Origin of the sequence: Serratia sp. AKBS12 (assembly GCF_024793895.1) — a bacterium.
Classification (GTDB): Bacteria; Pseudomonadota; Gammaproteobacteria; order Enterobacterales; family Enterobacteriaceae; genus Serratia_F.
The window spans coordinates 317,311-342,894 of sequence record NZ_JANUSB010000007.1; the positions used below are offsets into that span (position 1 = coordinate 317,311).

24 protein-coding genes are annotated in these 25,584 nt (G+C 56.9%); 18 read left to right on the forward strand and 6 right to left on the reverse strand.

Features of this window, described 5'->3' with window-relative positions; genetic code table 11:
• Positions 1 to 58 precede the first annotated feature (58 nt).
• The 5 genes from metE to NYE85_RS06075 all read left to right on the forward strand — a co-directional run bounded on the left by metE (position 59) and on the right by NYE85_RS06075 (position 6,205).
• Positions 59 to 2,332: a 5-methyltetrahydropteroyltriglutamate--homocysteine S-methyltransferase gene (gene metE / locus NYE85_RS06055; protein ID WP_259003730.1), complete on the forward strand. Its 2,274-nt coding sequence runs from the start codon at positions 59 to 61 to the stop codon at positions 2,330 to 2,332.
• Between the two features lie 165 nt (positions 2,333 to 2,497).
• On the forward strand, positions 2,498 to 3,295 hold the full coding sequence (locus tag NYE85_RS06060; RefSeq protein WP_259003731.1) for an ABC transporter ATP-binding protein: 798 nt from the start codon (positions 2,498 to 2,500) through the stop codon (positions 3,293 to 3,295).
• Positions 3,296 to 3,302: 7 nt separating this feature from the next.
• Positions 3,303 to 4,256, forward strand: a complete 954-nt coding sequence (locus NYE85_RS06065; RefSeq protein WP_259003732.1) for an ABC transporter substrate-binding protein — start codon at positions 3,303 to 3,305, stop codon at positions 4,254 to 4,256.
• Entirely contained in the window at positions 4,253 to 5,254 is a 1,002-nt protein-coding gene (locus tag NYE85_RS06070; protein ID WP_405050654.1) for a FecCD family ABC transporter permease, read from the forward strand. Before NYE85_RS06065 ends, NYE85_RS06070 begins: the two co-directional genes overlap by 4 nt.
• A gap of 93 nt (positions 5,255 to 5,347) precedes the next feature.
• Positions 5,348 to 6,205 (forward strand): AraC family transcriptional regulator, encoded by an 858-nt coding sequence (locus NYE85_RS06075; protein ID WP_259003733.1) that lies wholly within the window; start codon positions 5,348 to 5,350, stop codon positions 6,203 to 6,205.
• Here the strand turns inward: NYE85_RS06075 and NYE85_RS06080 are convergent, their stop codons facing one another.
• The 5 genes from NYE85_RS06080 to NYE85_RS06100 all read right to left on the reverse strand — a co-directional run bounded on the left by NYE85_RS06080 (position 6,206) and on the right by NYE85_RS06100 (position 11,211).
• Positions 6,206 to 6,550 carry a PTS fructose-like transporter subunit IIB gene (locus tag NYE85_RS06080; RefSeq protein ID WP_259003734.1) on the reverse strand — a complete coding sequence of 115 codons (345 nt, stop codon included), beginning with the start codon at positions 6,548 to 6,550 and terminating at the stop codon, positions 6,206 to 6,208.
• Positions 6,551 to 6,570: 20 nt separating this feature from the next.
• Positions 6,571 to 7,467, reverse strand: coding sequence for a [formate-C-acetyltransferase]-activating enzyme (locus tag NYE85_RS06085; RefSeq protein ID WP_259003735.1), 897 nt, complete (start codon positions 7,465 to 7,467; stop codon positions 6,571 to 6,573).
• Positions 7,433 to 9,730: a formate C-acetyltransferase gene (locus tag NYE85_RS06090; RefSeq protein ID WP_259003736.1), complete on the reverse strand. Its 2,298-nt coding sequence runs from the start codon at positions 9,728 to 9,730 to the stop codon at positions 7,433 to 7,435. The genes NYE85_RS06085 and NYE85_RS06090 overlap by 35 nt, the downstream gene beginning before the upstream one ends.
• A gap of 61 nt (positions 9,731 to 9,791) precedes the next feature.
• Positions 9,792 to 10,112 carry a PTS fructose-like transporter subunit IIB gene (locus NYE85_RS06095; RefSeq protein WP_259003737.1) on the reverse strand — a complete coding sequence of 107 codons (321 nt, stop codon included), beginning with the start codon at positions 10,110 to 10,112 and terminating at the stop codon, positions 9,792 to 9,794.
• A 19-nt stretch (positions 10,113 to 10,131) separates the two neighbouring features.
• Positions 10,132 to 11,211, reverse strand: coding sequence for a PTS fructose transporter subunit EIIC (locus NYE85_RS06100; protein WP_259003738.1), 1,080 nt, complete (start codon positions 11,209 to 11,211; stop codon positions 10,132 to 10,134).
• 363 nt (positions 11,212 to 11,574) lie between these two features.
• Here NYE85_RS06100 and ptsP point away from each other — a divergent pair, with 363 nt between their 5' ends.
• Together ptsP and fsa are read left to right on the forward strand one after the other, a co-directional pair.
• The gene (gene ptsP, locus NYE85_RS06105; RefSeq protein ID WP_259003739.1) at positions 11,575 to 14,079 is read left to right on the forward strand and encodes a phosphoenolpyruvate--protein phosphotransferase; all 2,505 of its coding nucleotides are present in this window, start codon (positions 11,575 to 11,577) and stop codon (positions 14,077 to 14,079) included.
• 44 nt (positions 14,080 to 14,123) lie between these two features.
• Positions 14,124 to 14,789, forward strand: a complete 666-nt coding sequence (gene fsa, locus NYE85_RS06110; RefSeq protein WP_259003740.1) for a fructose-6-phosphate aldolase — start codon at positions 14,124 to 14,126, stop codon at positions 14,787 to 14,789.
• A 36-nt stretch (positions 14,790 to 14,825) separates the two neighbouring features.
• Here the strand turns inward: fsa and NYE85_RS06115 are convergent, their stop codons facing one another.
• Entirely contained in the window at positions 14,826 to 15,662 is an 837-nt protein-coding gene (locus NYE85_RS06115) for a dienelactone hydrolase family protein (protein ID WP_259003741.1), read from the reverse strand.
• Positions 15,663 to 15,932: 270 nt separating this feature from the next.
• Between NYE85_RS06115 and udp the strand changes: the two genes are divergently transcribed.
• The 11 genes from udp (at position 15,933) to tatD (ending at position 25,576) form a co-directional block, all read left to right on the forward strand.
• Positions 15,933 to 16,694, forward strand: coding sequence for a uridine phosphorylase (gene udp, locus NYE85_RS06120; protein ID WP_259003742.1), 762 nt, complete (start codon positions 15,933 to 15,935; stop codon positions 16,692 to 16,694).
• A gap of 151 nt (positions 16,695 to 16,845) precedes the next feature.
• The gene (locus NYE85_RS06125) at positions 16,846 to 17,628 is read left to right on the forward strand and encodes a tyrosine-protein phosphatase (RefSeq protein WP_259003743.1); all 783 of its coding nucleotides are present in this window, start codon (positions 16,846 to 16,848) and stop codon (positions 17,626 to 17,628) included.
• Between the two features lie 94 nt (positions 17,629 to 17,722).
• Entirely contained in the window at positions 17,723 to 18,253 is a 531-nt protein-coding gene (locus NYE85_RS06130) for a DedA family protein (RefSeq protein ID WP_259003744.1), read from the forward strand.
• 138 nt (positions 18,254 to 18,391) lie between these two features.
• Positions 18,392 to 19,939 carry a DNA recombination protein RmuC gene (gene rmuC / locus NYE85_RS06135; protein WP_259003745.1) on the forward strand — a complete coding sequence of 516 codons (1,548 nt, stop codon included), beginning with the start codon at positions 18,392 to 18,394 and terminating at the stop codon, positions 19,937 to 19,939.
• Positions 19,940 to 20,018: 79 nt separating this feature from the next.
• On the forward strand, positions 20,019 to 20,774 hold the full coding sequence (gene ubiE / locus NYE85_RS06140) for a bifunctional demethylmenaquinone methyltransferase/2-methoxy-6-polyprenyl-1,4-benzoquinol methylase UbiE (RefSeq protein WP_259003746.1): 756 nt from the start codon (positions 20,019 to 20,021) through the stop codon (positions 20,772 to 20,774).
• A gap of 13 nt (positions 20,775 to 20,787) precedes the next feature.
• Positions 20,788 to 21,396 (forward strand): SCP2 domain-containing protein, encoded by a 609-nt coding sequence (locus NYE85_RS06145; protein WP_259003747.1) that lies wholly within the window; start codon positions 20,788 to 20,790, stop codon positions 21,394 to 21,396.
• Positions 21,393 to 23,024, forward strand: coding sequence for a ubiquinone biosynthesis regulatory protein kinase UbiB (ubiB, locus tag NYE85_RS06150; protein ID WP_259003748.1), 1,632 nt, complete (start codon positions 21,393 to 21,395; stop codon positions 23,022 to 23,024). Before NYE85_RS06145 ends, ubiB begins: the two co-directional genes overlap by 4 nt.
• Positions 23,025 to 23,159: 135 nt before the next feature.
• Positions 23,160 to 23,420, forward strand: coding sequence for a Sec-independent protein translocase subunit TatA (tatA, locus tag NYE85_RS06155; RefSeq protein ID WP_088499812.1), 261 nt, complete (start codon positions 23,160 to 23,162; stop codon positions 23,418 to 23,420).
• Between the two features lie 3 nt (positions 23,421 to 23,423).
• A complete protein-coding gene (gene tatB, locus NYE85_RS06160; RefSeq protein WP_259003749.1) occupies positions 23,424 to 23,969 on the forward strand; it encodes a Sec-independent protein translocase protein TatB in 546 nt (181 codons plus the stop codon).
• Positions 23,970 to 23,972: 3 nt separating this feature from the next.
• Entirely contained in the window at positions 23,973 to 24,743 is a 771-nt protein-coding gene (gene tatC / locus NYE85_RS06165) for a Sec-independent protein translocase subunit TatC (protein ID WP_004957672.1), read from the forward strand.
• Positions 24,744 to 24,793: 50 nt separating this feature from the next.
• Complete coding sequence (gene tatD / locus NYE85_RS06170) at positions 24,794 to 25,576, forward strand: 3'-5' ssDNA/RNA exonuclease TatD (RefSeq protein WP_259003750.1); 783 nt, start codon at positions 24,794 to 24,796, stop codon at positions 25,574 to 25,576.
• Positions 25,577 to 25,584 lie beyond the last annotated feature (8 nt).

Genomic DNA, 25,584 nt, shown 5'->3' on the forward strand with positions numbered 1-25,584 from the left:
CACTACCTGCTGATTATGGATGTGTAAACATCTGGACGGCTAAATGGGGAATATGACGATGGCAATTTTGAATCACACTCTGGGTTTTCCACGCGTTGGCCTGCGTCGCGAGCTGAAAAAAGCGCAAGAAAGCTACTGGGCCGGTAACTCAACGCGGGAAGAACTGCTGGCGGTTGGCCGCGAACTGCGCGCCCGTCACTGGCAGCAGCAGCAGCAGGCCGGGGTGGATCTGCTGCCGGTCGGTGACTTTGCCTGGTACGATCACGTACTGACTACCAGCCTGCTGCTGGGCAACGTACCGGCTCGCCATCAGAATCAGCAGGGCTCCATCGATCTGGATACGCTATTCCGCATTGGCCGTGGCCGTGCGCCGACCGGTGAACCGGCGGCGGCGGCGGAAATGACCAAATGGTTTAACACCAACTATCACTACATGGTGCCGGAATTCCACCAGGGCCAGCAGTTTACGCTGGGTTGGACCCAACTGCTGGACGAAGTTGATGAAGCACTGGCGCTGGGCCACAGGATCAAGCCGGTGCTGCTGGGGCCGGTCACCTATCTGTGGCTGGGCAAGGTCAAGGGCGAGCAGTTTGACCGCCTGTCACTGCTGGGCGATATTTTGCCGGTCTACCAGCAGGTATTGGCGGAGCTGGCAAAGCGCGGCATCGAATGGGTACAGATCGATGAACCCGCACTGGTGCTGGAGCTGCCGCAGGCGTGGCTGGACGCTTACCAGCCGGCTTACGCCGCGCTGCAGGGCCAGGTCAAACTGCTGCTGACCACCTATTTCGACAGTATCGGCCACAATCTGCCCACTATCGCGTCGCTGCCGGTGCAAGGTTTGCATGTGGATCTGGTTGCCGGTCATGACGACATCGACGCGCTCAATAACGCGCTGCCAAAAGAGTGGCTGCTGTCGTTGGGGGTGGTTAACGGCCGTAACGTGTGGCGGGCGGATCTGAGCCGCTGGGCTGAACGTCTGCAACCGCTGGTGGGCAGCCGTCCGCTGTGGCTTGGTACCTCCTGTTCGCTGTTGCACAGCCCGATCGATCTGAGCGTGGAAACGCGTCTTGATGAGGAAGTGAAGAGCTGGTTTGCCTTTGCATTACAAAAATGTGCCGAACTGGCGCAGTTGAGCGCGGCGTTGAACGCGCCGGACGCGGCAAAACAGGCCAAACTGGACGCCTACAGCGCACCGATACGCGCTCGCCAACAATCCAGCCGAGTGCATAATGCACAGGTGGAAAAACGCCTGGCCGCCATCACCGAACAGGACAGTAAACGCCGTAGTCCGTATCCACAGCGTGCCCAGGCGCAGCGCGAACGTTTCAACCTGCCGGCGTGGCCAACCACCACCATCGGTTCGTTCCCGCAAACTACTGAAATCCGAGGTCTGCGTCTTGATTTCAAACAGGGGCGGCTGGACGGTGGCAACTATCGTACCAGCATCGGTGAACATATCAGGCAGGCGATCGTTGAACAGGAGCGCCTCGGCCTGGACGTGCTGGTGCATGGCGAAGCCGAGCGTAACGACATGGTGGAATACTTCGGCGAAAACCTGGACGGGTTTGTCTTCACTCAGAACGGCTGGGTACAGAGTTACGGCTCACGCTGCGTGAAACCGCCAGTGATCATCGGTGATGTCAGCCGTCCCGAAGCAATCACCGTTGAATGGGCGAAGTTTGCCCAGTCGCTGACCGACAAACCGGTAAAAGGCATGCTGACCGGTCCGGTGACTATTCTGTGCTGGTCATTCCCGCGTGAAGACGTGACGCGCGAGACGATCGCCAGGCAGATTGCCCTGGCGTTGCGTGACGAAGTCGACGATTTGCAACAGGCCGGCATCGGCATCATCCAGATTGACGAGCCCGCGCTGCGTGAAGGTTTGCCGCTGCGCCAGTCCGACTGGGCGACCTATCTGGATTGGGCAGTGGATGCCTTCAAGCTCAATGCCGCGGTGGCCAGCGATGAAACGCAGATCCACACCCACATGTGTTATTGCGAGTTCAATGACATCATGGAGTCCATCGCCGCGCTGGATGCGGATGTGATCACCATCGAAACCTCGCGTTCCGATATGGATCTGCTGGAGGCGTTCAAAGAGTTTGAGTATCCGAATGAAATTGGCCCGGGCGTGTATGACATTCACTCGCCGAACGTACCGAGCGTGGAATGGATTGAAGCGCTGCTGCGCAAAGCGGCGCAGAACATTCCGGCGGAACGTCTGTGGGTCAACCCGGATTGCGGCCTGAAAACTCGTGGCTGGCCGGAAACACGCCAATCGTTGGCCAATATGGTCCTGGCGGCACAACGACTGCGTGCAACGGCATAATGACATCTGACGACTGACCAGAGTGGTTTGTTACCGTTAATGATGGGGGGGCTTCGGCTCCCCTTTTTTTTGCCGCATCGCGCGGTAGCGCAATAAGGGGATTGCGAGAAGCATGCAAGTTGGATATGTTATGTTATAACATATCTTTAAATGAAGGTGCTCCTGTTGTCCATTGACTCTCACGACGGTGCGTTATTGCAAGTACGGCGGCTCGGGTATACCGCGGGGTGCGGCAGGTCGTTGCTGTCTGATATCAACCTGAACCTGCGGCCGGCGGAATGCCTGGCGATCGTTGGGCCGAACGGCAGTGGCAAGTCGACGCTGTTGCGTATGTTGACCGGCGAGCTTATGCCGACCTCTGGTGAAGTGCAGTTTGACGGCCGCCCTCTATCGCAGCTCAGCCGCTTGCAGCGGGCCAGAACCATTGCGCTGTTGGCGCAAAGTGACAGCGCACATCCACAGCTCACCGTGAGCGAATACGTCGAACTGGGCCGATTGCCGTACCAGGGGCAAGACAGCGCGCAGCGTCATCGGCAACTGGTCGAACACGCGTTGACGGAAACCGGCATGCGGGGATTGCGACATCAACGCCTTGCGCGGCTGTCGGGAGGGGAGCGACAGCGGGCGGCGCTGGCTCGCGCCTTTGCCCAAACGCCACAACTGCTGTTGCTGGATGAGCCGACCAACCATCTCGACCCACTGGCCCGCGCCAGCCTGTTGAACTGGGTGAAACGCAAGGGCATTGCTGCGATCGCCGTATTGCACGATCTGGCGCTGGTGGCGCCGTTTGCCGATCGGGTGGCGGTAATCGAACGAGGCCGGCTGGTACGCTGTGATATCCCGTCCCGCGCATTGGCCGCCGACTGCATCAACCCGGTGTTTGGCCTCGACAGTTTTGTGATTACCCATCCACGCACTGGCCAACCGCTACACATCTTTGAAGCGCCGCAGCGCGCAGGATAACGATACGATGAAAAGGACATTATGGTACTTGCTGAGCCTGCTGGCATCGCCGGCATCGGCCTCGGCCTTTCCGGTCACGGTGGACAGCTGCGGCGAGCCGCTGACCTTCACGGCCGCACCGCAACGGGCGGTGATTAACGATTTGAATATGGCTGAAATGGCGTTTGCACTTGGGCTGCAACCGCAGATTGTCGGGGTGACCGGCATTTCCGGCTGGTATAAATCTAGCGCTGAATTCCAACGACAGCAGGGAAACATCCCCGAATTGGCGGCCAAATATCCTTCGTTGGAGACGTTGCTGGCGGTTAATCCGGACTTTTTCTTTGCCGGTTGGAATTACGGCATGAAAATTGGCGGTGACGTCACGCCGCGCTCGTTGGCGAAATATGGCGTCAAAACCCTGGTCTTGAGTGAAAGCTGCATCTGGACCCAGCACGCGCGGCCACGTGCCAGCATGGCGTTGCTATACGATGACATGCTCAAGCTGGGCAAGATATTTGGCCGGCAACAGCGCGCCGAGCAATTGGTCAGCCAATGGCAGCAGCGGCTGGCCACGCTGCGGCAGCGTATTGGCCAACGGCCGGTGCAAAAGGTTTTTGTTTATGATTCAGGCGAGGATAAACCCTTTACCAGCGGCAAATATGCCATGCCGACCGCGTTGATTGAGGCGGCCGGTGGCAAAAATGTTATGGACACACTGGCGGCCAGTTGGGCGACCACCTCATGGGAAGAGGTGGCCACGCGGCAACCGGACGTGATTGTGCTGCTGGATTATCAACAGGCAGGCAGCGCAGACCGGCTACAGCAGTTCCTCGCCACGCATCCGCTGATGAAACACACCCCGGCGGTGCGCCATCAGCGTTATTTACGCCTGCAATATGCCGAGCTGACTCCCGGGCCGGCTAACGTCGCCGCGATAGAAAAACTGGCGCAGGCGCTATACCCGGGAGTGCTGCATTGACTGACCGGCGGCTGCGTTATGCCATCGTCGTGGGGCTCCTGTTGGTAATATTGGCGGCATTAATGTTGGCCGGAGTTGCTATCGGCACTACCCGGGTGCCGTTGACGCAACTGCTGTCTATGCTGGGGCTCAACCCGCAACCGGTATCGCCGATGACCGCGCGCATCGTGATTGAGCTGCGCATTCCGCGGGTGTTGCTGGCGGCCTTGACCGGTGCCGGGTTGGCCATGGTGGGAGCATTGTTGCAAACCGCTACGCGCAATGAGCTGGCGGATCCTTTTCTGTTTGGTCTGTCGTCCGGCGCGTCGGCAGGTGCGGTGGCAGTGATTACCCGGTTGGGCGATCGGCTGGGGCACTGGACCTTACCGGCGTCGGCCTTCGCCGGCGGCCTGGCGTCCGCCCTGGCGGTGATGGTACTGCTGCGTTTGCAACAGGAGAAAGGCAGCGAGCGCATCGTCATCAGCGGCCTGGCGATTTCATTTTTATTTGGCGCCTTGACCAATTATCTGGTTTTTACCGGCGATCAGCGTGCGGCGAGCGCCATTCTGTTTTGGACGCTGGGGGGGTTGGGTCTGGCGGCCTGGGATAATCTATGGCTGGCTGCTGCCGCCAATCTGCTGTTGGCGGCATTCATCTGCTGGCGTTGGCGCGCGCTGGATGCCTTGCTGAGCGGTGAACAGACCGCCGTTTCGCTCGGAGTGCATCTCACGCGCCTGCGCAGTGAAATTTTCCTTTGTTGCGCGCTGGCAACCGCAACGCTGGTGGCCCTCACCGGGGTGATTGGCTTTGTCGGCCTGATGGTGCCGCATCTGGCGCGCCCGTTATGCGGCGTGCGGCACCGGGCGCTGCTGCCGCTAGTGGCGATTCTCGGGGCCGTGCTGTTGGCCGCTGGCGACCTGCTCAGCCGTACCCTGATGGCGCCGCAGGAGTTGCCGATCGGTGTTATCACCGGTGGGTTGGGCGGGCTGTTCGTCTTGATGATGCTGTTCAAACGTTGATACCAGATGTTTTTATTGACCTGCGGGTACTTTTTCACCATGGCAATCCGTTATTATCCGGTGATATCGCTATTTTGATGCAGGGCCGACTCAATGAAGCATCCACTGGTGAGCGTGTTGTCACCCATGCTGGACGATGTTAAAGGCATCGGTCAGGTTTATTTTGCCGGTAATCAAAAAACGGCGCCGGAGCTGGCGTACCAGGTCAATTTTCCACGGCTGGAGCTGGTTGTCGACGGCGAACTGCGGGTGGAATGGGAGGGCAACCTGGATGTCGTGCAGCATGCGCTGCGGCCAGGAGATGCGCTGTTCGTTCCGGCACAGGGATGGAATATCCCCCATTGGCAGCGACCTGTGACGACGCTGAGCCTGCTGTTTGGTAAACAGCAGCTCGGTTATAGCCTGCTGGAATGGGACGGTGAAAACACCGTATTGCTGGGCAAGGATAACGTCGCCCGCCGCGGGCCTCGCGTCGGTTCGTTTATATTGCAGGCATTGCATGAACTGGCATGGCATCAGAGCGACCAGGGCACCGCGCGTTTTCTGGTGAAGGGTTTACTGAGCCATGCGCTCGATCTGTTTGGCTCTTCCGTCGAAACAGCTTCACGCAGCCAGGCACTGTTCGGGGCGGTACGTGATTACCTGGAGGAGCATTATCGCGAGCCGCTGACGCGTGAGTCCGTGGCACAGGCGTTTTATATCTCACCCAATTATCTCTCGCATTTGTTTCAAAAGGTGGGTGGCATCGGTTTTAATGAATATTTGAACCATGTGCGGCTGGAACAGGCAAAACATTTGCTGAAGCGTTACGATATGAAGGTGAAGGAAGTGGCGCACGCCTGTGGTTTTATCGACAGTAACTATTTTTGCCGGATTTTTCGTAAGAACACCGAACGTTCGCCGTCAGAATATCGCGGACAGTACCGTAGCGAACTGAAACAACGCGGATAATCACCCCATCTGGATGTGAGTTGCCTGCGGCGAAGAGGCCGCCTTACGCACCGCGCTCAAGGCTTTTTCTGGCTGGCGTAGAAAAGTACTGATGCCGATTTTCACGCAGCGATGGTGGGTAAAGCGCTCACTGCCGGCCAACTGAATATCGGTAATCAACAGCACCACGTCGGCCTGCGCCAAATCCTCGCTGGTCAGAGCGTTAACGATACCCAGCGCGCCCTGGGTTTCAATCTTCACCGGCCATTTCTGCTGTGCGCACAGTTTTTCCAGCCTTTCTGCCGCCATATAGGTGTGTGCTACGCCGCTGACACAGGCGCTTACCGCTACCAGTTTGATCGACATACTCACCCCCTTGCGTGGCGTTAACCGCCGACGATGACGTGATAACCTGCCGCTTCCGCCATCGCACGTAGCGGCGCTATCTGCTGTTCGCTGGCCGGCGCGACGCCGCGCATGGCATAGTCGCGCCCGAGTAGTGCATATTTGGCCTCACCATATTGATGGAAAGGCAGCAGATGGATCTCTTTTAACGCGAAAGGTGCGAGAAAAGCCAGGATCTGCGCCATATTTTCTTTATGCAGAGTGTAATGCGGGATCAGCGGCAGACGGGGGATCAGCGCGACACCGGCTGCCGACAGCGCGGCAAAGTTGGCCAATACCCGCGGTTGATTGATATTCAGCAGCCGTTTGGCCTGCGACGCATCCATTATTTTCAGATCAAACAGCACCTGATCGCAATGCGCCGCCAATGCCATCAGGCTGCGCAATGGCGCGTCGCCGGCGGTTTCAATCGCGGTGTTGATCCCCAGTGCCTGCAAATGTGCCAGCAGCGCGGTGGCGAAACCGGCCTGCATCAGCACTTCACCGCCAGAGAGCGTGACGCCGCCGCCGGACGTTCGATAAAACACCTCGTCCTGCAGCAACTGCTGTAACAGCGTCTCCAGCGTCACGTTTTGCCCGATATGCTCCAGCGCACCGCTCGGACACTCAACAACATCATTCAGGCAGGGCTGGCAGTGCAGGCATTTGGCTTCACGGCGCACGGTATGGATGCTGGCAGACATCGATTCCGGGTTGGCGCACCACGGGCAGGTATGCGGGCAGCCTTTAAAAAACACCACGCTGCGGATGCCCTGTCCGTCATTCAACGAATAGCGCTGCATATTGAAGATGCGCCCCTGCGGCAGCATTCCGTCGGTTCGGGTGAAACCGGGGGCGATCAGGCTACAGTTGATGCGCTGTACGACGGATGATGTCATCCTGGATCTCCTTCGAAAGTTCTACGAAGAATGCGCTATACCCGGCGACGCGCACCACCAGGCTGGCAAAATCCTGCGGTCGCTGCTGCGCTTCACGCAGCGTTTCTGCGTTGACGACGTTGAATTGCACATGCTGAAGCTTGAGTCTGGTGAACGCGCCAAGAAAATCCGCCAGTTTGTTCAGCCCTTGCTGGCCCCGCAACGTGGCCGGCGTGAACTTGACGTTGAGTAGCGTGCCGTTGGAAAGCAGGTAATTGTCCAGTTTGCTGACCGACTTGAGCACTGCGGTCGGGCCCTGCGCATCTTGCCCCAACATCGGCGAAAGGCCACCGTCCGCCAATTGCTCGCCGGCGTAACGCCCGTCCGGCGTGGCACCGACTACCGCCCCCAGCGGTACGTGGGCAGATACGGTGTAGGATCCGGGCGTGAATTGCCCGCCGCGCGGGTTGCGGTACTGCTCTACCTGTTTACAGTAAAAGCGCAGCAGATCGGCGCTGACAAGATCGACTTCATCAACGTCGTTGCCATATTTAGCAAAACGATTGAGCAAACGCGCACGGATTTTCTCCCCTTCGGGGGTAGCGAAGTTGGCTTTCAGCGTGGCTAACAGTTGGTCAAAGCTCAGGCGTTGTTGATCGAACACCAGCCCTTTGAGCGCATACAGCGAATCGCTCAGGTTGGCGATGCCGATGCCCTGGACGCCAGAGAAATTATAACGTGCGCCGCCTTCGGTAATGTCTTTGCCGTTTTGCAGGCAGTCGGCGATGAACGACGACAGCAGCGGCACCGGTGCCCAGTCGCGGTGACCGATATCGCAAACGTTGCTGCCTTCGGCCATCAGTCTGACGTAATGGCGTATTTTGTTGCGGATCTGCTCCAGCAGTTGCGGATAGCTCAGCGTGGTATTGCCTTCGTTTTCCAGCAACGCCAGCTCCATGACTTTCAGCAGGTTGAACATGGCGATGTCGTGTAGGCCATAGGTTTTGCCGGGTATCGACAGTTCGACGCAGCCGACCACCGCATAATCACGCGCATCTTCCAGCGATACGCCGCGGTTGAGAAACGCCGGCACCACCACTTCATCGTTGAATATTTGCGGTATGCCGGTGCCGAGCCGGATGGTTTCGGCGGTTTTCAGCAGGAATGGTCGATCGATAAATTCATTCACTCGCACGCCCAGATTGGGTTGCGGTAACTGAACGCTCTGGTAGGCGTCGAGACAGAGAAACGACAGGGCATTGACCGCGCTATGGCCGGTTTCAGTCAATCCGCCCAGCAGGATGGTATAACCGGTGGGGAAGCCGGCAAAGTAACGGGCGCTGGCGGTTGAGCGCAGCAGGACGATGTCGTTGCACTTCACCCACAGGCTTTCCAGCAGCTCACGCAGCCAGGCGGGATCTTCCCCCTGATTCAACGATGCCTGATAGAACGGCAACATGTATTGATCGAAACGGCCAAGTGACAGCGAGCTGGCGTTGGATTCGTATTGCAGAATGATGTTTATGTACCAAAACAGCTGGCAGGCCTGATAGAAATCCTGTGGCTTGTGATGTGCCACCCATTCGGTGACATCGGCGATGCGCAGCAGTTCGGCCTGGCGCCGTGGCGAGGCAGCCTGTGCCGCCATGTCGTGCGCCAGCTGCGCATAACGCAGCATATGGCGCTGAGAGGCTTGCAACAGCAGCAGCGCGGCCTGGTAGAAGGCGTTTTCCGGCTGTTGCTGCTGGTACTGTTGCAATTCTGCCAGCAGCGCGTCCATGCCGAGGTTCAGTAACCGCGGGTAATCAATGATGATATGCCCCTGGCCCTTGTCGGTTTGGTTGATACTGAAGATTTGCGTCTGGGTGGCGGATTGCACTTCTACTGGCATCTGACCATTGATAAAGTCCTTCATCGAGCGTTTTTCCCAGTAGGGATACAGTTGCTCGCGGTAAGTCCGCTGGTCTTCTTCGCTGATGGTAAAACGGTCCTGCGGGCGCGTTGCGAAGCTCTCCAGTTCTTTAAGCAGCCAGTAGGGATCCATTTCCGGCGACATGATGCCGGCCCGAGGTTTGACGGTACGGTTGCCGGCGATCAATTCATCCTCGCGAATGCTGATGGCGACGCGATCCAAAATATGCGCGGTGGCCTTCGCCCGCCGTATAATGGTCGGTTCCCCTGCGGTTTGTCGATGGCTGGCGGTGTACAGCAGCGCACGCTCCAGCGAAATTTCACGTGGGGCGGAAAATAAAGCGGCTTTCAGGCGTTCGATACGAGAGGTCATCTTTTTTATCCTTCTGCGACAAACCGGGGCTAATCCCGACCAACGGCGTCGGGACAGGACGTCAGGCGGTGGGCTCCAGATGAGCGGCGATTTTGCTCATGATCGCGTCGGCGCGTTTGACCGCGTCGCTGATGGCGACCCGTACCACGGTTTTGCCGGCAAAGCGCTCTTCAAACTTGATGCCGATGTCTTTGGTCAGGATCACCATGTCGGCGGCGGCGATGTCTTCTGGCGTCAACGGGTTTTCCAGCCCGATGGAACCCTGGGTTTCCACTTTGCATTGCCACCCCCTGGCGGTGGCGGCTTGTTCAATGGCCTCGGCGGCCATGTAGGTATGGGCGACGCCGGAAGGGCATGCGGTGACGGCAATAATGTTGGCCATAGCGATTTCCTCAATGTAGTCAGTTGATTTCAAAATCCAGATCCAGATCGTTTTCTTCGCTGGCGGCAGCGGTTGGCCGTTTGGCCGCCCGGCTTTTCAGCAGGTTTACCAGCAGGGCGGTGATGACCATGCCGGACAGCAAGGCGGCAATAAACCCCAGTTTGCCCGCAACCACAGGTAGCACGATCAGTCCGCCCCAGCCGGCATAGCATTGTGCGCCGAACAGCGCTGCGACAACTGCAGCGCAGGCTGAACCGATCATGATGGAAGGGATCACCCGCAGCGGGTCGGCTGCGGCAAACGGAATCGCCCCTTCGGTTACGCCAACGCAGCCCATCAGCAGTGCGGCTTTGCCCGCTTCACGTTCCTCGACCGAATAATATTTGCGGCCAATCAGCGTGGCGAAACCCAGCCCCAGTGGCGGAGTGGCGATGGCGACGGCGGCAATCGCCACCACCGAATAGACGCCCTGCGCCACACAGATCAGCATGAAGGCATAGGCCACCTTGTTCACCGGCCCGCCCATGTCGAATGCCAGCATCAGGCCCATGATGATGGCCAGTACCACGATGCTGCCCTGCTGCATACCCTGCAGCCAGCGGGTCAGGCCGGTAGTCAGCGCGCCAACCGGTTCGCCCAGCCCCCACATCATGATGCCGGCGGTCAGTAACGTGCCGACAATCGGGATTACGAAGATTGGCATCACCGAACGCAGGATCTTCGGGACGGGGATTTTCTTCAGGTAAAACACGATGATACCGCCCAGCAGGCCGGCAATGATGGCGCCAAAGAAACCGGCGCCGAATGAGGCGCCTACCCAGGCGCCAATCGCGGCCGGCGCCAGCGCTGAACGATCGGCGATCGAATAGCCTATATAGGCCGCCAGGAACGGCACCATCAGCGTCAAGCCGGCTACGCCGATATCAAACAGTTTTTTCAGGTTGGGATCGGTTGCGGCGTCAGGCACTGCGCCTTTGCCATACAGCATGACGGAAACCGCCAGCAGAATGCCGCCGGCCACCACGAACGGGATCATATGGGAAACGCCGGACATCAAATGCTGGCGGGTGCTTTTAAGTATGTTGAGCAGGTCTTTCATTATTCACTCCCTGGTCATAACACGAGGGTTTTGAGAACAGTAACCATCAGCAAGAAATAACCCCTGACGGAGAAAGGTTGTTACCTATCACAATAGGTATCCGACCACGCCGCCAACAGGGGATAAAATTGTCATTTACTGGATTTTTGTAATGTCAGTGGAAAAGTGAGATCAAACGCAAATTGCGACAGAATGAAGTGGCAAGGAGAGAACTCTTGCTTTGTGAGCGCTATCGCATTTAAGTATTTAGATTACATTTGTCCAGTATTTGGCGTTTTTGTCGCATAGGCGCGCCGGAGAGCGGCTTTTATTCTGATGGTAAACCGCCGTGGTTCATCGTTGTCAGGGTAGGAGGACATTCCAATGGCCAAAATCGTCACGTTTACCTGCGAGCTGCCTAACGGCGTTCATGCTCGCCCCGCCAGCCACATTGAAACCCTGTGCAACAGTTTTCAATCATGCTTTCAGTGGCATAACACCCGTAGCGGTCTGACCGGCGATGGCAAGAGCGTATTGTCATTGATTGGCGCGGATATTTTGCTGGGGGATAGCTGCCAGGTCACCATTGAAGGCGTTGATGAACAAGCGGCGTTCGACAGATTGAGCCAGTTTATCGCCCACGAATTCAGGCATTGCGATGACGCCTTGCCGCCGATTGAACAGTGCGCCGATCAGGAACCCATCCCACTGTCGCTGGCCAATCTGTTGCCGACGCTGGTACGTGGTCGCCCGGTTTGCCAGGGCACCGCCAGCGGCAAACTGCTGCATCTGGCGGCTATCGATCTCAATGCCCTGACGGATTTACCTCCCGCCGACAGCCTGGAGCAGGAGCAAAGCCGCCTGTTGGCCGGGTTGGAACAATTGGATAAGGCATTGGAACTGCAGTTGATGGCGGGTAATGGCGCAACCAGTGCGGTGCTGGTCGCACACCGTTCGCTGGTGCGCGACGACGCTTTTCGCCAGCGGTTGCTGGACGAAGTACGGGCCGGAGAAAGCTGTGCCCGGTCGATCGTTGATGCCGCCGCGTATTTCAGCCAGCGTCTGGCGCAGTCAAACAGTGCTTATCTGCGCGAACGCCAGCTGGATATTCGTGATGTCGGTTTCCAACTGCTGCAGCAAATCTATGGCAGCCAGCGTTTTCCCTCGCAACGGGCGCTGAGTGAAGCCAGCATTTGCATGGCAGAGGAACTGACGCCGAGCCAGTTCCTCGAGCTGGATAAACGTCATCTGAAGGGATTGCTGTTAGCCAGCGGCGGCAGCACGTCTCATACCGTCATTCTGGCCAGATCGTTCAATATACCCATGCTGGTGGGGGTTAATGCCGAACTATTGCAAAACTATCTTGGCCAGCAGGTGCAAATCGATGGCGATCTTGGCCTGGTGGTGTGCGAATTGACCCCGCCGGTGCGGCGCTACTATCAGCAGGAGCTATGGCTGAATGACCAGTTGCGTCAACAGCAAAGCGCCTATCTGCATCACTCTGGCCGTACCGGTGACGGTGTGAAGATGGAGGTTGCCGCCAATATTGCGCACGCCGTGGAGGCCAGTGCGGCTTTTGGCAACGGCGCCGAGGCGATTGGTCTGTTTCGCACCGAAATGCTGTATATGGATCGGGTAAGCGCGCCTGCGGAGAACGAGCTCTACAATATTTACTGCCAGGCGGTAGAGGCCGCCGACGGCAAGACGATAATCGTTCGTACCATGGACATCGGCGGTGACAAACCGGTGGATTATCTGAATATTCCTTTAGAAAACAATCCGTTTCTCGGTTATCGCGCGGTACGAATCTATCAGGAGTTTTTGCCGCTGTTTCATACCCAACTGCGGGCGATCCTGCGTGCTTCGGCGCACGGGGCGCTGAAAATCATGATCCCGATGATCTCGTCAATGGAGGAGATCCTGTGGGTCAAGGAACAGTTGGCCGAGGTCAAGCAGGCATTACGTGCCGAGCAAATCCCGTTCGATGAAAAAATCCCGGTGGGCATCATGCTGGAAGTGCCGTCGGTGATGTTCATCATCGATCAGTGTTGTGAGGAGATCGATTTCTTCAGCATTGGTAGCAATGATTTGACTCAATATCTGCTGGCGGTGGACCGCGATAATGCCAAAGTCATCAAGCATTACAACAGTCTGAACCCGGCCTTCCTGCGCGCGCTGGACCATGCGGTAGCGGCGGTGCATCGCCATGGCAAATGGATCGGGCTGTGCGGCGAATTGGCGGCAAAAGGCTCGGTATTGCCGTTGCTGGTGGGGCTGGGACTGGATGAAATCAGCATGAGCTCCCCCTCGATCCCGGCGACCAAGGCGCGGCTGGTCAAGCTGGATAGCCGCGAATGCCGCCTGTTGCTCAACCGTGCGATGGCGTGCCGCACCTCGTTGGAAGTTGAACACCTACTGGCGCAGTTCCGCATGGATCAACGCGATGCCCCATTGATTTCGCCATCCTGCATTACTCTCGGCGCTGACTGGCGCAGTAAAGAGGAGGTGATCAAGGGCATGACGGATAATCTGCTGCTGGCAGGGCGCTGCCGTTACCCGCGCAAGCTGGCCGCCGATCTATGGGCGCGCGAAGCGGTGTTTTCCACCGGACTGGGTTTTGGCTTCGCTATTCCGCATACCAAATCCGAACATATTGAGCAGTCGACCATCAGCGTCGCCAGGCTGTCACAACCGGTGATATGGGGCGAGGAAGAGGTGCGATTCGTCATCATGTTGACGTTGAATAAACATGCGGCAGGCGACCGGCATATGCGTATTTTTTCTAAATTGGCCCGACGCATCATGCATGACGAGTTTCGTGCGGCGTTGGTCAATGCGGCATCGGCACAACAGGTAGAAGCGCTGTTGCAACAAGAGCTTGAACTGTAATTCACTGCAGGGCGCGTTGGCGCCCTATTTTTTGGAGAACATTGATGGAACTCTATCTCGATACCGCCGACGTCGGCGCAGTAAAACGGCTGGCGCGTATTCTGCCGTTGCAGGGCGTAACCACCAATCCGAGCATTATTGCCAGCTCACGCACCTGTTTGTGGGAGGTGTTACCGGCGCTGCATGAGGCGTTAGGGGGAAAGGGAAGGCTATTTGCCCAGATAATGGCAAATGATGCGCCGCAGATAGTCGAAGAGGCGCTACGCCTGAATGAGCGGGTGCCGGGGCTGGTAGTGAAGGTGCCGGTCACCGCTGAGGGACTGGCGGCGATCAAGACGTTAAAAAGCCTGGCGATACCTACCTTGGGCACCGCAGTTTATGGTGCGGTGCAAGGGTTGCTGTCGGTATTGGCCGGGGCGGACTATGTGGCGCCATATGTTAATCGTATCGATGCGCAGGGGGGAAACGGCATTGCTACCGTCGCAGAGCTGCAGCAGTTACTGGAACGTCACGTTGCGCAGGCGAAGGTATTGGCTGCCAGTTTCAAAACCCCACGTCAGGCGTTGGATTGCCTGCTGGCGGGGTGTGGGGCGATAACCTTGCCGCCGGAAATTGCGCAGCAGTTTATCAATACGCCTGCGGTACAGGCGGCCGTCGTCAAGTTTGAGCAGGATTGGCAAGCGGCATTTGGCACGCTGCAACTGGAATAACGCTAAGGGCTCAGCGCTGCCGAGCCCGTGCAGCGCTTATTTCACTCCCACTACGCCATGCTGGATAAACCAGTCCAGCATGCGTTGCCAGCCGTCCTGCGCCGATTCAGCGTGGTAACTGGGGCGGTAATCGGCGTTAAACGCGTGGCCCGCTTCCGGATATACCACGATTTCGGCATCCGCGTTGGCGGCGCGGATCGCCTGGCGCATGTTCTCCACCGTATCCTGCGGGATACTGCCGTCTTGCCCGCCGTATAATCCCAATACCGGCGCCGTCAACTGAGTGGCGATATCCACCGGGTGTTTCGGTGAGTTGAGGGTTTTTTCCCCCACCAATTTGCCGTACCAGGCGACGGCGGCTTTCAACTGCGGGTTATGCGCCGCATACAGCCAGGTGATGCGCCCACCCCAGCAAAAACCGGTGATCGCCAACTTGCTGGCATCGCCACCATGGCGGATGGCCCAGTTGGCGGTATGATCCAAATCGATCAACACTTGCTTATCCGGCACTTTGCTGACCAGTTTTTGCAGCAGCTCGTTGATATCACTGTAATCCCGAGCTTCCCCTTGGCGAAAATACAGCTCAGGCGCGATCGCCAGATAGCCCTCTTTCGCCAGCCGGCGGCACAGATCCTGAATATGCTGATGAACGCCGAAGATTTCCTGTACTACCAGCACCACCGGGAAAGGACCGTTATGATCGGCCGGTTTGGCGATAAAGGCCGGCAGGTCGTCACCCTGCGACGGAATAGTGGTTTCACCCGCATGAATGCCTGCGTCGTCGGTATAAACAGTGGTTGCAGCCAACGGCGTGGTGGCCGGATTAAACCCCTCTTTGGCCTGTTTTAATGTCATCACGTATTCGGTTTTCATTGCGGTCTCCATGCAAGAGAAAAGCAGTTCTGAAAGTAACTATAGGTAAGATTGCGCCCGGTTGTCATCGTGGTGCCAACGCCTGTATTGGCTAGACTTGGACAAAACGCAGCGGTAATAAAGGCTATTTATGTGATATAAATCACAAAAAATATGTAGATCGTAATTCGTTTCTTTATTGGTGGTGATGTCTGTCACGAAAAAGGGCGTTGATTTTCAGTAGAGTACTTTTTTGTTCCTCCCAATAATCTGATCTATGAGGAGTCTCTTATGTCTCAGTCTGACGTTTTCCATCTCGGCCTCACCAAAAATGATTTACAAGGGGCTCAGCTTGCGATTGTTCCTGGCGATCCGCAGCGTGTAGAGAAAATCGCCAAATTGATGGAAAACCCGGTGCATCTGGCGTCCCATCGTGAATTCACCTCATGGCGTGCAGAATTGGACGGCAAAGCGGTTATCGTTTGCTCGACTGGCATCGGCGGTCCTTCCACTTCTATCGCAGTAGAGGAATTGGCGCAACTGGGCATTCGCACTTTCCTGCGTATTGGTACCACTGGCGCGATTCAGCCGAATATCAACGTCGGCGATGTGCTGGTGACCACGGCGGCGGTACGCCTTGACGGCGCCAGCCTGCATTTTGCACCAATGGAATTCCCGGCGGTAGCGGACTTCGCCTGTACTACCGCGTTGGTTGAAGCGGCCAAAGCCAGCGGTGCCAACACGCATATTGGCGTGACCGCGTCCTCCGATACTTTCTACCCGGGTCAGGAACGTTACGATACCTATTCCGGTCGCGTGGTCAGCCGGTTCAAAGGCTCGATGGAAGAATGGCAATCCATGGGCGTAATGAACTATGAAATGGAATCCGCGACGCTGTTGACCATGTGCGCCAGCCAGGGCCTGCGAGCCGGTATGGTGGCCGGCGTGATCGTTAACCGTACCCAGCAGGAGATTCCGAACGCGGAAACCATGAAGCAAACCGAAAGCCATGCGGTGCAAATCGTGGTGGAGGCGGCGCGCCGCCTGCTGTAATCCTCCAATGCAACGGGCCTCCATGCGGCCCGTTTCTCCCTACAGGCGTAATCTGTTACGGTTGTCTTCTCCGGCGTCGACATAATGTCCCGATTGCCGCGTTGTCTCGGCACCGCTGGTGCTTGTTCCGACAATAATCAAGAGGATGTCTATGACTGCCCAGATTCTGCTCCATCCTTCACTTGCGCCGCTTGACGGTGGTATCAACTTTCGCGACTTGGGCGGCAACAGCGTGGCCGAAGGCCGCCGCATCAAGCGCGGTTTACTGTTTCGTTCCGGTTCACTCGAGCGGTTGACCGAAAATGACTGTACCTTTCTGGCCGGCGTGCCGGTACGGTCAGTGCTCGACTATCGCGATGCCGACGAAGTACAAGCCAAACCGGACGTGCTGTGGAGCGGTGCCGATTACCACCATTTCCCGGCCAATCCATTGAGCAGCGAGGTTAATGCCAACCTGGCAAAACTGACCAGCGAAACCCTGGCAGGCTTTGACGCACGCGCCTTCATGCTGGAACTGTATCGTCGACTGCCGTTTGGCAACGCGGCATATCGACAGTTGGCCAACCTGCTGGTGCAGCCGGACGCTGGCGCTATTGTTCAACACTGTGCGGTGGGCAAAGACCGTACCGGCATCGGTTCGGCGCTGGTGTTGTTCGCTCTGGGGGCCGACCGGGCCACGGTTGTTGAGGACTATCTGCTGACGGAAACCACGCTGGCCAGCTTCCGCGAACAGATGCTGGATCAGCTGTCCATTCGCCTGAACGACGCGGCGCTGGCGCAGTTTGCCTACGTATTGAGCGCCCGCGAAGAGTTTCTGATGACCGCGCTCGGCAGTATCGATGCGCAGTACGGCAGCACCGATCGCTGGCTGGAAACGGAGTACGGGCTGGGGGCCAGCCAGCGCGAAACCCTGCGGGCGCACTATCTGGAATAGTCGTACAGCAATCGCAATGTTTAGCCGGCGTTTAACCAACGCCGGCGGGCATTGCGTATCCTTGGGCAAGGATATCGGTATCAAGGAGACGGGTTTGAATCTGAACGACATTATCCACTGGGTCAGCGAAGTCGTGCGGCAGCACCAAGGCTGGGCCATTCCCATCATTTTCTTCCTGGCTTTTGGCGAATCGCTGGCGTTTTTGTCGCTGTTGCTGCCGGCCACGGTGATCCTGCTGGCGTTGGGGGCGCTAATTGGTGAAAGCGGCATTGCGTTCTGGCCGATTTGGGCCGCCGCGGCTGCTGGCGCCTTTTTTGGCGATTGGCTTTCCTATTGGGTCGGCTACCATTATCAACACCGGGTGGCGCATATGTGGCCGCTGTCACGTAATCCGCAACTGCTGGTGCGTGGTCACGCGTTTTTTGAACGCTGGGGCGTGCTCGGCATTTTCTTCGGGCGCTTCTTTGGCCCTCTGCGCGCGGTGGTGCCGTTGGTCGGCGGCATCTGTGCCATGCCGCAGCGCTATTTTCAATTGGCTAATATAACCTCGGCGATGATTTGGGCGTTCGGTATTCTCGCGCCGGGGGCATTTGGTATCAAGTGGCTAAGCCAGTGGTTTGGCTAGCGCTTTTCCTGTTTGCGCAGCGTTTCGCATTATTACCTGCAACAAGCAAATCAGGCTGGACATCCATACAGTCTCCCCTTAACGTGACCGCAGCGGGCGTGTTACGCGCTGGAATAGAATAGGGTAACGGGAGGCAGGGTGGATACCAGTCTGATTTACGGTATTGGCGGGAGCGTGATCGGCATATTGCTCGGGTGGCTGATCGCCAATTTGCGGGTTCAGCAAAATCAGGCGCAGCACGAAACCGAACTGCGCCTGTTGGAACAGTCGCTGCATCAGGCGCAGCAGGACATCGCGCTGCGCCAGGAAACGCTACAGCGCCAGGAACAGCAGTTGCGGCAAAACGATCTCGAACTGCGCAACGTGCATGGGCAATTGGCGGCGGCACAGGAAAAACTGAGCCAGCTCGATCACTGGCGCAACGAATGCGAACTGCTGAATCAGGAACTGCGCGCCCAGCGTGAGGTGAACAGCGTACAGGAGGCCGAGCTGCGCGAAGTCACTATCCGCCTGGAAGAAACGCGCATGGCAGCAGAAGAAAAACAGCGCCTGCTGATCAATAGCGAGCAGCGTTTGACTACCCAGTTCGAAAACCTGGCCAACCGGATATTTGAGCACAGCGGCCGTAAAGTGGATGAGCAGAACAAGCAGAGTCTGGATCGCCTGCTGCTGCCGCTGCGCGAACAGCTCGACGGTTTCCGTCGCCAGGTGCAGGACAGCTTTGGACAAGAGGCGCGGGAGCGCCATACGCTGACGCATGAAATCCGCAACCTGCAACAGTTGAACGCCCAGATGGCCCGGGAGGCGATCAACCTCACCAAGGCGCTGAAAGGGGATAACAAAACCCAGGGCAATTGGGGCGAGGTGGTGCTGAGCCGGGTGCTCGAAGCGTCCGGCCTGCGCGAAGGTCACGAATATGAAACCCAGGTCAACGTGCGGCTGGATCACCAGAGTCGCATGCAGCCGGACGTGATAGTGCGGTTGCCGCAGGGGAAAGACGTGGTGATTGACGCCAAAATGTCGCTGGTGGCCTATGAGCGCTATTTCAACAGCGAAGATGACGTGGAGCGAGAGGCGGCGCTGAGCGAACATATCGCTTCACTGCGTGGGCATATTCGTCTGTTGGGGCGCAAGGATTATCAGCAATTACCGGGCTTGCGCTCGCTGGACTACGTGCTGATGTTTATCCCGGTCGAGCCGGCCTTTCTGTTGGCGATAGATCGGGAACCCGAATTGATCAGCGAAGCGCTAAAGCACAATATCATGTTGGTTAGTCCGACCACATTGCTGGTGGCGTTACGTACCATCACCAATCTGTGGCGCTATGAGCATCAGAGCCAGAACGCCCAGCGTATCGCCGATCGCGCAGCGCGGTTGTACGACAAAATGCGGCTGTTTGTCGATGATATGTCGGCGCTGGGGCAAAGCCTCGATAAAGCGCAGGGTAGCTATCGCCAGGCGATGAACAAACTGAGTGAAGGCCGTGGTAATCTTATCGGTCAGACCGAAGGTTTCCGTGCGCTGGGGGTCGAAGTAAAACGCCCAATCAATCCGCTGTTGGCGCAGCAGGCCAGCGCTCAGGATCGGGGGGATTCGCCGGCGGCGGACGATGAAGAAATCAGCGCGCTGCCAGAAGCCCATGACGACCAGGACACCCGGGAATCACGCCACGCATCACAGGGGTGAACGCCGCTGCAAGGTGGGGTATTTCGCCGGGTTCTGGTACACTCCACAACACAAAATTGACTGAATAGCAGGCAGGACAATGGCAGATCAATCGCAGGAAACCACCGATTTCGGTTTTCGCACCGTAGCTCGTGAAGAAAAACAGGCCATGGTTGCTGACGTTTTTCACTCGGTAGCCGCAAAATATGACGTGATGAACGATCTGATGTCGTTTGGCATTCATCGCATCTGGAAGCGTTTTACCATCGATTGCAGCGGCGTGCGCCGGGGCCAGCGTGTTCTGGATCTGGCCGGCGGCACTGGCGACCTGGCCGCCAAGTTTTCCCGCATGGTGGGTGAGCAAGGGCAGGTAGTGCTGGCGGACATCAACGAATCAATGCTGAAGATGGGCCGTGAAAAACTGCGCGACCGCGGCATTGTCGGCAATATCAGCTACGTGCAGGCCAACGCCGAAGCGCTGCCATTCCCGGATAACTATTTCGATTGCATTACCATTTCCTTCGGGCTGCGCAACGTCACCGACAAAGACAAGGCGCTGCGTTCCATGTTCCGCGTATTGAAGCCGGGCGGCCGTCTGCTGGTGCTGGAGTTTTCCAAGCCGCTGCTGGAGCCGTTGAGCAAAGCCTACGACGCCTATTCCTTCCACGTATTGCCGAAGATTGGCGAATTGGTGGTAAAAGATCCGGACAGTTACCGTTACCTGGCCGAGTCGATTCGCATGCATCCGGATCAGGAAACGCTGAAAGGCATGATGCAGACGGCCGGTTTTGAAAACGTCAGCTATTTCAATCTGACCGGCGGTATTGTCGCACTACATCGCGGCTTCAAGTTCTGATATGGACATGCCAATGCTGTTAACCCCTTTGCTGACCGGCGTACTGGAAACCACACTCAACAGCCTGCTGTTCCGCGATCGTAGCATGAAGATGGCCCGTCAGCGTTTGGCCGGTAAAGTGCTGCGTATCGAACTGCAAGAGTTTTCCTCGCCGCTGGTGCTGATCTTCAGCGAGCAGCGGGTGGATGTGCTTGGCCAATCGGAAGACAGCGCCGATTGTACGGTACAAACCAAAATACCGGTGCTGCTGAAGTTGCGCGATCGTCAGCAACTATCACCGCTGATGCGCAGCGGCGAACTGGTTGTCGAGGGCGATATACAGGTTGTCCAGCAACTGGTGGGATTACTCGATCTGGCTGAATGGGATCCGGCGGAATGGCTGGCTCCTTACGTCGGCGACATTGCTGCGCAAGGTATCTCCCAGGTGCTCGGCAAGGGCGCCGGCCTGCTTAGAGCAGGAGTGCAAAACCAACTGCATTACGTGGCGGAAACGTTGACCGAAGAATGGCGCGTGGCGCCAGGTCCCTTGGAAGTGGTGTGGTTCAATGAGGAAGTGGATGCGGTGAGCCGCGATGTTGAATCCCTATTAGTCCGCATGGACAAGTTGGAGGGTAAGCGATGACCCCTGGCGAACTACGCCGCCTGTATTTGATCGTGCGTGTTTTTCTCAGCTATGGCCTGGATGAACTGATCCCCAAGATACGGTTGACGCTGCCGCTGCGTATTGGTCGCCGCCTGCTGTTCTGGATGCCAAACCGCCACAAGGACAAGCCACTGGGCGAGCGTTTACGGCTGGCATTGCAAGAGCTTGGCCCGGTATGGATCAAGTTTGGCCAGATGATGTCGACGCGGCGCGATTTGTTCCCGCCGCACATTGCCGATCAATTGACCCTGTTGCAGGATCGGGTGGCGCCGTTTGATGGCGCGTTGGCACGACAGCATATCGAACTGGCGATGGGCGGCTCGCTGGAACAATGGTTTGATGATTTTGACCAGCAGGCGCTGGCCTCCGCTTCCATTGCCCAGGTGCATACCGCGCGTCTGAAAAGCAATGGTCAGGAAGTGGTGCTTAAGGTGATTCGTCCCGATATTGGGCCGATTATCAAGGCTGATGTACGCCTGATGTACCGCTTGGCCGGCTGGGTGCCAAAGCTGCTGCCGGACGGTCGCCGTCTGCGCCCGCGTGAAGTGGTGCGAGAATATGAAAAGACCCTGTTGGACGAACTGAATCTGCTACGCGAAGCGGCGAACGCCATCCAACTGCGCCGTAATTTTGAAGGCAGCCCGATGCTGTACGTGCCGGAGGTCTATTCGGACTACTGTCGCGAAAGTGTGCTGGTGATGGAGCGCATTTATGGCATACCGGTTTCCGATATCTCTACGCTGGAGAAGCAGGGCACCAACATGAAGCTGCTGGCAGAACGTGGTGTTCAGGTGTTCTTTACCCAGGTGTTCCGTGACAGCTTCTTCCATGCCGACATGCACCCGGGCAACATTTTTGTCAGCTACGAACACCCGGAAGATCCATGCTATATCGGCATCGACTGCGGCATCGTCGGTTCCCTGAACAAAGACGACAAGCGTTATCTCGCTGAAAACTTTATTGCTTTCTTTAATCGGGATTATCGCAAGGTGGCGGAATTGCATGTTGATTCCGGCTGGGTACCGCGTGATACCAACGTCGAGGACTTTGAGTTTGCCATTCGCACCGTATGCGAGCCTATTTTCGAAAAGCCGCTGGCGGAAATCTCCTTCGGCAACGTATTACTGAACTTGTTTAATACCGCGCGCCGTTTCAATATGGAAGTCCAGCCGCAACTGGTGTTATTGCAGAAGACCTTGTTGTATGTTGAAGGTCTGGGCCGGCAGCTCTACCCGCAACTGGATCTGTGGACCACGGCGAAGCCATTCCTCGAGAGCTGGCTGCGCGATCAGGTCGGCATACCCGCGGTGGTGCGCGCGCTGAAGGAAAAAGCTCCGTTCTGGGCGGAGAAACTGCCTGAATTACCTGAATTATTTTATGATAGTTTGCAACAGCACAAACTGTTGCAACAAAGCGTCGATAAGCTGACTCACCAAATGCAGGCGCAGCGCGTTCGCCAAGGCCAGTCACGTTATTTGTTCGGCATTGGCGCTACACTGTTAGTGAGTGGCACGATGCTGCTGTTGGGGGGCACCGAAGTGCTCCCGGCCTGGATGATGGCCGGCGGAATAGTCGCCTGGCTAGTGGGTTGGAAACGCGCGAGCTGAATATATTCGCCTTTGCCCATGTTATCGGCGCAGCTGTATAACGAGAATGGTGCTGGGGGGCTCGTAACCTGGTTAAAAATTGCCGTATAATGCGGCAAGTGTGAAATAACCCCTGTAAAGATAGAGGTAATTGGAATGGGCGGTATTAGTATTTGGCAATTGTTGATCATCGCGGTGATCGTGGTGCTGCTGTTCGGTACCAATAAACTCCGTACTCTGGGGTCCGATCTCGGTGCATCAATCAAGGGCTTCAAAAAAGCGATTGGCGATGATAATACACCGCCAGCGAACACCACTGAAAAAAACAGTCACGATGCTGACTTTACGGCCAAGCCTATCACCGATAAGCAGCCGGAAGCGAAAACTGAAGAGTCGAAGAACAAAGAGCAGGTATAAACCGTGTTTGACATTGGGTTTAGTGAACTGCTGCTGGTATTGGTAATCGGTTTGGTGGTGCTTGGGCCGGAACGATTGCCAGTCGCGGTTAGAACGGTTGCGGGCTGGATCCGCGCGCTGCGTTCGCTGGCCGCGTCGGTGCAAAACGAACTGTCTCAAGAACTGAAACTGCAAGAACTGCAGGACAGTTTGAAAAAGGCCGAGCAGGCCGGCTTGCAGAATCTGACGCCAGAGCTGAAGGCATCGATGGATGAATTGAAAGATGCGGCTGAATCGCTGAAACGCTCGTATACCGACAATGGCGATAACCCTGCACCGACAATTCATAACCCTTTGGTTACCGAGCCTGAGGCGCTACATGACGGCGTGACTCCGGCAGATGCAGCAAGCAGCGTGACGGCTCCGGCTACTACGCCTAAGACGGTGGAGAATTCGCCGCCGGTAGCCCCCTCTGAGTCGCTGTCTGCAACCGAAAACGCGACCAAGGCCAGCATCGAACCTGTTGCGGGTAAAACCCCTGCGTCTCACCAACCTAATGGCGATCGTTAAAACATGGCTGTTGAAGAAACCCAGCCGCTTATCAGTCATCTGATTGAACTGCGTAAGCGCCTGTTGAACTCGATTATCAGCGTACTGGTGATTTTTATCGCATTGGTGTTCTTTGCCAATGACATTTACCAGCTGGTTTCTGCACCGTTAATCAAGCAGTTACCCGCTGGTGCCAGTATGATAGCCACCGATGTGGCCTCGCCTTTCTTTACGCCGATCAAACTGACGATGATTGTTTCGGTGTTCGTTTCTGCCCCGGTCATTCTGTATCAGGTTTGGGCATTTATCGCCCCGGCGCTGTATAAGCACGAACGTCGCCTGATGATGCCGCTGCTGTTTTCCAGCAGCCTACTGTTCTATTTGGGCATGGCGTTTGCCTATTTCATCGTGTTCCCGCTGGCGTTTGGTTTTTTTGCCAAAACCGCACCGGTTGGCGTACTGATTGCTACCGATATCAACAACTATCTTGACTTCGTTATGGCGCTGTTTATGGCGTTTGGCGTGGCGTTTGAAGTGCCGGTGGCAATCATTCTACTTTGCTGGAGTGGTGTCACCACGCCGGAGGATCTGCGCAAGAAGCGGCCTTACGTGTTGGTCGGGGCTTTTGTGGTGGGGATGCTGCTGACGCCGCCTGACGTATTCTCGCAAACCCTGTTGGCGATCCCGATGTACCTGTTGTTTGAAGTCGGGGTGTTCTGCGCCAGGTTCTACGTTGGCAAACGCAGGCCACAGCCGGAAGAAGAAGACGAGGGTGATGAGCACCCGGTACCTTGATCTGTTTCTCTGAACCGCCCTGATTGGGCGGTTCTTGCATTGGAAAAAACATGTTTGATATTGGCGTTAACCTGACCAGTTCCCAATTTGCCAAAGATGGTGCGCAGGTAGTGGATCGTGCGCGTCAGGCTGGCGTAACCGGTATGTTGATAACCGGCACCAGCGTGCAGGACAGTCAGGCAGCCAGCGAGCTGGCGCAAGATTATCGCGATTATTGCTGGTCCACCGCTGGCGTGCATCCTCACCATGCCAGTGAATGGAATGCGCAGGCCGCCGAGCAGTTACGGGCATTGGCCGGCAGGCCAGAAGTGGTGGCAATCGGTGAATGTGGGTTGGATTTCAATCGAAACTTTTCCACTCCCGATCAACAGGAAGCGGCATTCAGCGCACAGTTGGCGTTAGCCGCTGATTTGCAGATGCCGGTGTTTCTGCATTGCCGCGAAGCGCACTCGCGATTTGTTGCACTGCTGTCGCCATGGCTGGAAAAATTGCCCGCCGCCGTCGTGCATTGTTTTACCGGTACGGCAGAAGAGTTAACGGACTGTTTGGCTCTCGGTTTGTCCGTCGGTATTACCGGCTGGGTATGCGATGAGCGGCGTGGGTTGGCGTTGCGGGCATTATTACCGCAGATCCCGGTAGACCGTTTGCTGTTGGAAACCGATGCCCCCTATCTGCTGCCGCGGGATTTACATCCCAAACCGGCATCTCGCCGCAACGAACCGGGTTTTTTGCCTCATCTTGTCCGGCAGGTCGCTGCCTGGCGGCAGGAAGATCCCCAGAGGTTGGGGCTGATAACCGATCAAAATGCGCGCCGCATATTCCAACTGTCGTGAGTAAGCCG

What these genes read in the sequence shown, in the direction of transcription:
- NYE85_RS06125 (WP_259003743.1), top strand. Translation starts at nt 16,846, where the DNA reads ATGACTGCCCAGATTCTGCTCCATCCTTCACTTGCGCCGCTTGACGGT.
- tatC (WP_004957672.1), top strand. Translation starts at nt 23,973, where the DNA reads ATGGCTGTTGAAGAAACCCAGCCGCTTATCAGTCATCTGATTGAACTG.
- udp (WP_259003742.1), top strand. Translation starts at nt 15,933, where the DNA reads ATGTCTCAGTCTGACGTTTTCCATCTCGGCCTCACCAAAAATGATTTA.
- ptsP (WP_259003739.1), top strand. Translation starts at nt 11,575, where the DNA reads ATGGCCAAAATCGTCACGTTTACCTGCGAGCTGCCTAACGGCGTTCAT.
- NYE85_RS06145 (WP_259003747.1), top strand. Translation starts at nt 20,788, where the DNA reads ATGCTGTTAACCCCTTTGCTGACCGGCGTACTGGAAACCACACTCAAC.
- tatA (WP_088499812.1), top strand. Translation starts at nt 23,160, where the DNA reads ATGGGCGGTATTAGTATTTGGCAATTGTTGATCATCGCGGTGATCGTG.
- NYE85_RS06065 (WP_259003732.1), top strand. Translation starts at nt 3,303, where the DNA reads ATGAAAAGGACATTATGGTACTTGCTGAGCCTGCTGGCATCGCCGGCA.
- NYE85_RS06095 (WP_259003737.1), bottom strand. Translation starts at nt 10,112, where the DNA reads ATGGCCAACATTATTGCCGTCACCGCATGCCCTTCCGGCGTCGCCCAT.
- NYE85_RS06075 (WP_259003733.1), top strand. Translation starts at nt 5,348, where the DNA reads ATGAAGCATCCACTGGTGAGCGTGTTGTCACCCATGCTGGACGATGTT.
- fsa (WP_259003740.1), top strand. Translation starts at nt 14,124, where the DNA reads ATGGAACTCTATCTCGATACCGCCGACGTCGGCGCAGTAAAACGGCTG.
- tatD (WP_259003750.1), top strand. Translation starts at nt 24,794, where the DNA reads ATGTTTGATATTGGCGTTAACCTGACCAGTTCCCAATTTGCCAAAGAT.
- NYE85_RS06100 (WP_259003738.1), bottom strand. Translation starts at nt 11,211, where the DNA reads ATGAAAGACCTGCTCAACATACTTAAAAGCACCCGCCAGCATTTGATG.
- NYE85_RS06080 (WP_259003734.1), bottom strand. Translation starts at nt 6,550, where the DNA reads ATGTCGATCAAACTGGTAGCGGTAAGCGCCTGTGTCAGCGGCGTAGCA.
- NYE85_RS06090 (WP_259003736.1), bottom strand. Translation starts at nt 9,730, where the DNA reads ATGACCTCTCGTATCGAACGCCTGAAAGCCGCTTTATTTTCCGCCCCA.
- ubiE (WP_259003746.1), top strand. Translation starts at nt 20,019, where the DNA reads ATGGCAGATCAATCGCAGGAAACCACCGATTTCGGTTTTCGCACCGTA.
- metE (WP_259003730.1), top strand. Translation starts at nt 59, where the DNA reads ATGGCAATTTTGAATCACACTCTGGGTTTTCCACGCGTTGGCCTGCGT.
- ubiB (WP_259003748.1), top strand. Translation starts at nt 21,393, where the DNA reads ATGACCCCTGGCGAACTACGCCGCCTGTATTTGATCGTGCGTGTTTTT.
- NYE85_RS06085 (WP_259003735.1), bottom strand. Translation starts at nt 7,467, where the DNA reads ATGACATCATCCGTCGTACAGCGCATCAACTGTAGCCTGATCGCCCCC.
- NYE85_RS06115 (WP_259003741.1), bottom strand. Translation starts at nt 15,662, where the DNA reads ATGAAAACCGAATACGTGATGACATTAAAACAGGCCAAAGAGGGGTTT.